The sequence below is a fragment of the Streptomyces sp. NPDC127106 genome (assembly GCF_042677605.1).
Classification (GTDB): Bacteria; Actinomycetota; Actinomycetes; order Streptomycetales; family Streptomycetaceae; genus Streptomyces.
Window position 1 is genome coordinate 69,855 of the sequence record NZ_JBHXTC010000036.1, and the last position, 8,402, is coordinate 78,256.

5 protein-coding genes are annotated in these 8,402 nt (G+C 72.8%); all 5 read left to right on the forward strand.

Features of this window, described 5'->3' with window-relative positions; translation table 11 throughout:
- Positions 1–13 precede the first annotated feature (13 nt).
- Positions 14–2,065, forward strand: coding sequence for an excinuclease ABC subunit UvrC (gene uvrC, locus ACFVGY_RS26100; RefSeq protein ID WP_385681308.1), 2,052 nt, complete (start codon positions 14–16; stop codon positions 2,063–2,065).
- Positions 2,062–3,009 (forward strand): RNase adapter RapZ, encoded by a 948-nt coding sequence (gene rapZ, locus ACFVGY_RS26105; protein ID WP_385428251.1) that lies wholly within the window; start codon positions 2,062–2,064, stop codon positions 3,007–3,009. The genes uvrC and rapZ overlap by 4 nt, the downstream gene beginning before the upstream one ends.
- Positions 3,006–4,076, forward strand: a complete 1,071-nt coding sequence (gene yvcK / locus ACFVGY_RS26110; protein ID WP_385681310.1) for a uridine diphosphate-N-acetylglucosamine-binding protein YvcK — start codon at positions 3,006–3,008, stop codon at positions 4,074–4,076. The genes rapZ and yvcK overlap by 4 nt, the downstream gene beginning before the upstream one ends.
- Positions 4,067–5,056: a DNA-binding protein WhiA gene (gene whiA, locus ACFVGY_RS26115; protein ID WP_114057080.1), complete on the forward strand. Its 990-nt coding sequence runs from the start codon at positions 4,067–4,069 to the stop codon at positions 5,054–5,056. The genes yvcK and whiA overlap by 10 nt, the downstream gene beginning before the upstream one ends.
- A 228-nt stretch (positions 5,057–5,284) precedes the next feature.
- Positions 5,285–8,248 carry a M14 family zinc carboxypeptidase gene (locus ACFVGY_RS26120; protein ID WP_385681312.1) on the forward strand — a complete coding sequence of 988 codons (2,964 nt, stop codon included), beginning with the start codon at positions 5,285–5,287 and terminating at the stop codon, positions 8,246–8,248.
- The last annotated feature ends 154 nt before the right edge of the window (positions 8,249–8,402 follow it).

Consider the following 8,402-nt stretch of genomic DNA (forward strand, 5'->3'; position numbering starts at 1 on the left):
GTAGGGTGGCGGCATGGCCGACCCTTCCAGCTACCGTCCCCAGCCGGGACAGATCCCGGACTCCCCGGGCGTCTACCGATTCCGTGACGAGCACCGCCGGGTGATCTACGTCGGGAAGGCCAAGAGCCTGCGCCAGCGCCTGGCGAACTACTTCCAGGACGTGGCCGGGCTGCACCCCCGTACGGCCACCATGGTCACCACCGCCGCCTCCGTCGAGTGGACCGTGGTGTCCACCGAGGTCGAGGCGCTCCAGCTGGAGTACTCCTGGATCAAGGAGTACGACCCGCGGTTCAACGTGAAGTACCGGGACGACAAGAGCTACCCGTCCCTCGCCGTGACCATGAACGAGGAGTTCCCGCGGGTCCAGGTCATGCGCGGGCCCAAGAAGAAGGGCGTGCGGTACTTCGGGCCGTACGCGCACGCCTGGGCCATTCGCGAGACCGTCGACCTGATGCTCCGGGTGTTCCCGGTGCGGACCTGCTCGGCCGGGGTGTTCAAGCGGTCCGCGCAGATCGGCCGGCCCTGCCTGCTCGGCTACATCGGGAAGTGCTCCGCGCCCTGCGTCGGCCGGGTCACCGCCGAGGAGCACCGGGAACTGGCCGAGGACTTCTGCGACTTCATGGCCGGACGGACGGGGGCCTACCTCTCCCGCCTCGAAGCGCAGATGCACGAGGCCGCCGAGGAGATGGAGTACGAGAAGGCGGCCCGGCTGCGCGACGACATCATGGCGCTGCGCCGCGCCATGGAGAAGAACGCCGTCGTGCTCGCCGACGCCACCGACGCCGATCTGATGGCGGTCGCCGAGGACGAGCTCGAAGCCGCCGTCCAGATCTTCCACGTGCGCGGCGGCCGGGTCCGCGGCCAGCGCGGCTGGGTCACGGACAAGGTCGAGGCCGTCGACACGGCCGGGCTCGTCGAGCACGCCCTGCAGCAGCTGTACGGGGAGGAGACCGGTGAGGCCGTCCCCAAGGAGGTGCTGGTCCCGGTCCTGCCCGAGGACGAGGCCGCCCTCGGCCAGTGGCTCGCCGCGCGGCGCGGCTCCCAGGTGAGCCTGCGCGTGCCGCAGCGCGGGGACAAGAAGGCCCTGATGGAGACCGTCCACCGCAACGCGCTGCAGGCCCTGGCCCTGCACAAGACCAAGCGCGCCGCCGACCTGACCACCCGTTCGCGGGCCCTGGAGGAGATCGCCGAGGCCCTCGACCTCGACAGCGCCCCGCTGCGCATCGAGTGCTTCGACATCTCGCACCTCCAGGGTGACGACGTGGTGGCGTCCATGGTCGTCTTCGAGGACGGGCTCGCCCGCAAGAGCGAGTACCGGCGCTTCCAGATCAAGTCCTTCGCGGGCCAGGACGACGTCCGCTCCATGCACGAGGTGGTCTCCCGCCGCTTCCGCCGCTACCTCCAGGAGAAGCTGAAGACCGGCGAGTGGTCCCCCGAGGACGGGGACGGGGACGGGGAGCACGAGCAGGCGCCGGACGACGGGCGTCCCAAGCGCTTCGCCTACCCGCCGCAGCTCGTCGTGGTCGACGGCGGGCAGCCGCAGGTGGCCGCCGCCCGGCGGGCCCTGGAGGAGCTCGGCATCGACGACGTCGCCGTGTGCGGGCTGGCCAAGCGACTGGAGGAGGTCTGGTTGCCCGGCGAGGACGACCCCGTCGTCCTGCCCCGCACCAGCGAGGGCCTGTACCTGCTCCAGCGGGTGCGTGACGAGGCCCACCGGTTCGCCATCCAGTACCAGCGCAACAAGCGCGGCAAACGGCTCAAGGCAGGGCCGTTGGACGAGGTGCCCGGGCTCGGCGACACGCGCAAGCACGCCCTGATCAAGCACTTCGGTTCGGTGAAGAAGCTCCGGCAGGCGACAATCGACCAGATCTGCGAGGTCCCGGGCATAGGACGCAAGACGGCCGAGACCGTCGCCGCGGCCCTCGCCCAGGCGGCCCCCACCGCTCCTGCCGTCAACACGGCGACAGGAGAGATCATTGAGGATGAGACCCCCGCGGCGCCCGCGGTGGGGGTACCGCCCAGCGGTGGCTGGGGGACGTCGTCCGAACGGGGGACCGATCAATGACCGAGCACGAGACCGAGTACGACCGAGACGGAGCACAGGTGAGTACGGGCACGACACCAGAGCCCGGCGAGAGCGCCGAGGCCGCCATCCCCGAGCTGGTGATCATCTCCGGGATGTCCGGGGCCGGCCGCAGCACCGCGGCGAAGTGCCTGGAGGACCTCGGCTGGTTCGTCGTGGACAACCTCCCGCCGGCGCTCATCCCCACGATGGTGGAGCTCGGGGCCCGCTCGCAGGGCAACGTGGCGCGGATCGCCGTCGTCGTCGACGTCCGAGGCCGCCAGTTCTTCGACGCCCTGCGCGAGTCCCTCGCCGACCTCGAACTGCGCGGGGTCACCCGGCGCATCGTGTTCCTGGAGTCCTCCGACGAGGCCCTGGTGCGCCGTTTCGAGTCGGTCCGCCGCCCGCACCCCCTCCAGGGCGACGGCCGCATCGTCGACGGCATCGCCGCCGAGCGCGACCTGCTGCGCGAGCTGCGCGGCGACGCCGACCTGGTGATCGACACCTCCAGCCTGAACGTGCACGAGCTGCGCGCCAAGATGGACGCCCAGTTCGCCGGGGACGAGGAGCCCGAGCTGCGGGCCACCGTCATGTCCTTCGGCTACAAGTACGGCCTGCCCGTCGACGCCGACCTCGTCGTCGACTGCCGTTTCATCCCCAACCCGCACTGGGTGCCCGAGCTGCGCCCCTTCACCGGCCTCAACCCGGAGGTGTCGGGCTACGTCTTCAGCCAGCCCGGCTCCAAGGAATTCCTGGACCGCTACACGGAGCTGCTCCAGCTCATCGCCGCGGGCTACCGCCGCGAGGGCAAGCGCTACGTGACCATCGCCGTCGGCTGTACGGGCGGCAAGCACCGCAGCGTCGCCATGTCCGAGAAGCTCGCCGCCCGCCTCGCCTCCGAAGGGGTCGAGACCGTCGTGGTCCACCGGGACATGGGGCGCGAGTGACCGGACGTACCCTGAGGCTGCGCCGCCTGCGCCGCCTCACCTCGGGGCGGGGCGAGGACATCGCCGGCCGCACCGCGCCGCGCCGCGGCGCGGCCGCCAAGGGGGCCGCCCCCAAGGTCGTCGCCCTCGGCGGCGGCATGGGGCTGTCGGCCTCCCTGGCCGCCCTGCGCCGGATCACCGGCGAGCTCACGGCCGTCGTCACCGTCGCCGACGACGGCGGCTCCAGCGGCCGGCTGCGCGAGGAGCTCGGCGTGCTCCCGCCCGGCGACCTGCGCAAGGCACTGGCCGCCCTGTGCGGCGACGACGACTGGGGCCAGACCTGGGCCCGCGTCATCCAGCACCGCTTCCAGTCGGCCGGCGCCCTCCACGAGCACGCGGTGGGCAACCTGCTGATCGTGGCCCTGTGGGAGCAGCTCGGCGACCCCGTCCAGGCCCTGGACCTGGTCGGCAGGCTGCTCGGCGCGCAGGGCCGGGTCCTGCCGATGTCGGCCGTGCCGCTGGAGCTCCAGGCCATGGTCAGGGGCCACGACCCGGCCCGGCCCGCGGACGTCGACACCGTCCGCGGGCAGGCCACCGTCGCCACCACGCCGGGCGAGGTGCTGTCCGTGCACGTCGTGCCGAGCGACCCGCCGGCCGTGCCCGAGGCCGTCGCCGCGGTCCTGGACGCGGACTGGGTGGTGCTGGGCCCCGGATCCTGGTTCTCGTCCGTGATCCCGCACCTGCTGGTGCCGGAGCTGCTCGACGCGCTGATGGAGACCAAGGCGCGGCGGGTCCTCTCGCTGAACCTGGCTCCGCAGCCCGGCGAAACAGAGGGCTTCTCTCCGCAGCGTCATTTGGAGGTTTTGGCCCGACACGCCCCTAAACTCGCCCTGGACGTGGTGCTGGCCGACCAGGCCGCCGTGCCCGACCGCGAGTCCCTCGCCGATGCCGCGCAGCGCTTCGGCGCCGCGGTCGAGCTGGCGCCGGTGGCCAGGGAGGACGGCTCCCCGAAGCACGACCCGGAGCTGCTGGCCGCCGCGTACGACCGTATTTTTCGGATGCATGGAAGGATCGGCCCATGGCGATGACGCCAGCGGTGAAGGATGAGATCTCCCGGCTCCCCGTCACCCGGACCTGCTGCAGGAAGGCGGAGGTCTCGGCGATCCTTCGGTTCGCGGGCGGGCTGCACCTGGTGAGCGGCCGGATCGTCATCGAGGCGGAGCTGGACACCGGGATCGCCGCCCGGCGCCTGCGCAAGGACATCCTGGAGATCTTCGGTCACTCGTCGGACCTGGTGGTCATGGCGCCCGGCGGTCTGCGCCGCGGCAGCCGGTACGTCGTCCGGGTCGTGGCCGGCGGTGACCAGCTGGCCCGCCAGACGGGGCTCGTGGACGGCCGTGGCCGTCCCATCCGGGGGCTGCCCCCGCAGGTGGTCTCCGGGGCCACCTGTGACGCCGAGGCGGCCTGGCGCGGTGCCTTCCTGGCCCACGGCTCGCTCACCGAGCCCGGCCGGTCCTCCTCCCTGGAGGTCACCTGCCCCGGTCCGGAGGCGGCCCTCGCGCTGGTCGGCGCCGCCCGCCGGCTCTCCATCGCCGCCAAGGCGCGCGAGGTGCGCGGCGTGGACCGCGTCGTGGTCCGCGACGGCGACGCCATCGGCGCCCTGCTGACCCGGCTCGGCGCCCACGAGTCGGTGCTGGCCTGGGAGGAGCGGCGGATGCGCCGCGAGGTCCGCGCCACCGCGAACCGCCTCGCCAACTTCGACGACGCCAACCTGCGCCGTTCGGCGCGGGCCGCCGTGGCCGCCGGGGCCCGCGTCCAGCGTGCCCTGGAGATCCTCGGCGAGGAGGTTCCCGAGCACCTCGCCGCCGCGGGCCGGCTGCGCATGGAGCACAAGCAGGCCTCGCTGGAGGAGCTCGGCGCCCTCGCCGACCCGCCGCTGACCAAGGACGCGGTCGCCGGCCGGATCCGGCGCCTGCTGGCGATGGCCGACAAGCGGGCCCAGGACCTCGGGATCCCCGGCACCGAGTCGAACCTCAGCGAGGAGTTGGCCGACAACCTGGCCGGCTAGCAGCCTGGAACCGTCCGGCCCGGAACCACCTCCTCCAGGAACCGCCCGGCCGCCCCGCTGCCGGTACGCCGCGCGGTAGGGGCCCGCACGTCGCAGACCGCGTCACGTGCCGGCCCCCGCCGCGCGGCGGCTCAATCCCACGAGGCCCCATTGACATGAACATGGGCTCTCGTGAGCCTGTCGTGCACATGCTTTCGCTTTCGTGGCTGACGACGCCCAGGGGGGCACATGAGGCACCTCACGAGATCGATCCTCGCCGCCGGCGCACTGCTGTTAGGGACCACCCTCGCCGCCCTCCCGGCGGCCCACGCGCGCCCCGCGGTGGACGCCGCACCCGGCGCCGAGACCGACACCGATGACGTACGGGTCTACGAGGCCGACGTCACCAAGGAGCAGATCCCGCTCGTCCTGGCCGCCGGCCAGGACGCCCACGAGCTCACCGAACGCGTCCCGCAGACGGGCACCGCCCGCATCGAACTGATCCTCACCCCCGCCCAGGCCGCGCAGCTCTCCGCCCGCGGGATCCGCGTCGCCGAGCGGCGGGCGGGGGAGTCGGCCCGCGCCCTGGCCCCCGGCGACGGGGTGTTCCGCCCGTACAGCGGCAAGGGCGGCCTCCAGGAGGAGATCCTCAAGACGGCCCAGGACCACCCGGCCCTCACCAAGGTCGTCTCCATCGGCAAGACCGTCCAGGGCAAGGACATCCTCGCGCTGAAGGTCACCAAGGACGCCGCCCGGACCGGCGACGGCCGGAAGCCGGCCGTGCTGTACATGTCCAACCAACACGCCCGCGAGTGGATCACCCCGGAGATGACCCGGCGGCTGATGCACCACACCCTCGACAGCTACGGCAAGGACCCGCGGATCACCGCGCTGGTGGACTCCACCGAGCTGTGGTTCCTGCTCTCCGCCAACCCCGACGGGTACGACTACACCCACGCCCCCGACGGCAAGCGGCTGTGGCGCAAGAACCTGCACGACAACAACGGTGACGGAAAGATCACCACGGGCGACGGCGTCGACCTCAACCGGAACTTCGCCTACAAGTGGGGCTACGACAACGAGGGTTCCTCGCCGGTCCCGTCGAGCGAAACCTACCGCGGACCCCGGGCGTCCTCCGAGCCCGAGACCGTCGCCCTCGACCGGTTCCAAAAGCGCCTCGGCTTCCGGTACGCAATCAACTACCACTCCGCCGCCGAGCTGCTGCTCTACGGCGTGGGCTGGCAGGTGGCCACCGGCACCCCGGACGACGTGGCGTACAAGGCGCTGGCCGGCACCCCGGAGAACCCCGCCGTCCCCGGCTACCACCCGCAGCTGTCGTCGGAGCTCTACACCACCAACGGCGAGGCCGACGGCCACGCCTCCAACGTCAACGGCATCATGATGTTCACGCCGGAGATGACGACCTGCCAGACGGCCTCCGCCAGCGATCCGAACGACCGCTGGCGGCCCGAGGACTGCCGCTCCGGCTTCACCTTCCCCGACGACGAGAAGCTGATCCAGGCCGAGTTCGCCAAGAACGTCCCCTTCGCCCTCGCCGTCGCCGAGAGCGCCGCCCGCCCCGACCGCCCGAAGTCCCCGGTGGGCCTGACCGCCGCCGAGTTCACCCTCGACCCCTTCACCACCTCCTACGCGGCCCGCGGCCAGGACCAGGCGGTCTCCGTCACGGCCCGCAAGGCACTGAAGGACAAGCGGCTCGCGTACCGCATCAACGGCGGCCGTACGCACAGCGAAGGACTGCGCGCCTGGAAGGGCGGCTCGGTCTACGGCGGCGAGGACAACAACTGGTTCGACCAGTACCGGGCGGAGGTCGACGGCGCCGGGCCCGGCGACCGCGTCGAGGTCTGGTTCACCGGCCGCGACGAGACCGGCCGGCAGGTCTCCAGCGAGCACTTCACGTACACGGTGGCCCAGCGGCCGCGCGCCGACGTCCTGGTGATCGCCGAAGAGGGCGCCACGGCCCGGCACGCACAGACCTACGTCGACGCCCTGCGCGCGGCCGGCCGGTCCGCGGCCGTCTGGGACGTGGCCGAGCGCGGCGCCCCGCACCACCTCGGCGTCCTCTCCCACTTCCGCACCGCCGTCCACTACACCGGAGCCGCCGCCCCCGGCGGTCCCACCCAGCTCGCCGTGCGCGACTTCCTCAACGAGGGCGGCCGGCTGATCGAGGCCGGCGAACTGGCGGGCGGCAGCGCCCGGGTCGGGCCCGCCCTGACCGACGACTTCAGCCAGTACTGGCTCGGCGCGTACGGCCGCGCCGGAGCCCGCGGCGCGACCGGCTTCACCGGCGCCGGAGCCCTCGCCGGCGCCCAGGGCGCCATGGCCGACGCGGCCGGCAACCCGCTGGACACCCCCGGGGCGTACACGGTGACCTCCGAGGCGCTGCCCCCGGCGCAGTTCCCGCAGTTCAAGAGCGCGCAGGGCGGCAGCTACGCCGGGGTCGTGAACCCGTACGCCCCCTACGCCGGCGCCGGGATGGCCGCGGCCGCCCACGCCGACGACGACTGGAAGCGGCTGACCCGCACCGTCGACCTCACCAAGGTCACCGCGGCCGACAAGCCGCAGCTCCGGGCCGCCCTCCACTGGAACACCGAACCCGGCTACGACCACGCGGTCCTGGAGGCCCGCACCGCCGGCGCGGACGACTGGACCACGCTGCCCGAAGCCGGCGGCCTGACCCGCTCCCAGGTCCCGACGGACTGCGCCGCCGGGTTCTTCCTGGGCGGCCACCCGTTCCTGGGGCACTACCTGACCCTCGGCGGCGACGGCTGCACCGCGCGGGGCAGCAGCGGCGCGTGGCACAGCTTCACCGGTTCCTCCGACGGCTGGAAGCAGGTCTCCTTCGACCTGAGCGGCTACGCGGGGAAGACGGTCGAGCTCTCCTTCTCGTACGTCACCGACGGGAGCGAGGGCGGCCGGGGGGTCTTCCTCGACGCAGCGCGCCTCTCCCTCGGTTCAGTGGACCAGACCACTGATGGTTTCGAGGGTTCCCTGGGAGCCTGGACGGTGCGCGCCGGACCGGCCGGAAGCCCCGAGGTTCCGGGCGACTGGTCCCTCTCCGGAGAGCTGTTCAGGTCGTACGCGTCGGTCACCACGCGTAACACCGTCCTGCTCGGATTCGGTCTGGAGCACCTGCCGACGGCCCGGGACCGTGCCGTACTGATCGGTAAGGCGCTCCGCTCGTTGCACCACTGATCGAAGGCCCGGCCGCCGCTCACCCTGCGTCACAGGGGCCGAGGTGCCGAGGGTCCCCCCCCCGCAGTGCGGGGGGGGTCCCCCCGGGGTGGCAGCCCGGGGGCGAGGTGACGAGCCAACGCACGGGGAGGGAGGGGGGGGAGAGGGAGGGGTC

What these genes read in the sequence shown, in the direction of transcription:
- uvrC (WP_385681308.1), top strand. Translation starts at nt 14, where the DNA reads ATGGCCGACCCTTCCAGCTACCGTCCCCAGCCGGGACAGATCCCGGAC.
- whiA (WP_114057080.1), top strand. Translation starts at nt 4,067, where the DNA reads ATGGCGATGACGCCAGCGGTGAAGGATGAGATCTCCCGGCTCCCCGTC.
- ACFVGY_RS26120 (WP_385681312.1), top strand. Translation starts at nt 5,285, where the DNA reads ATGAGGCACCTCACGAGATCGATCCTCGCCGCCGGCGCACTGCTGTTA.
- rapZ (WP_385428251.1), top strand. Translation starts at nt 2,062, where the DNA reads ATGACCGAGCACGAGACCGAGTACGACCGAGACGGAGCACAGGTGAGT.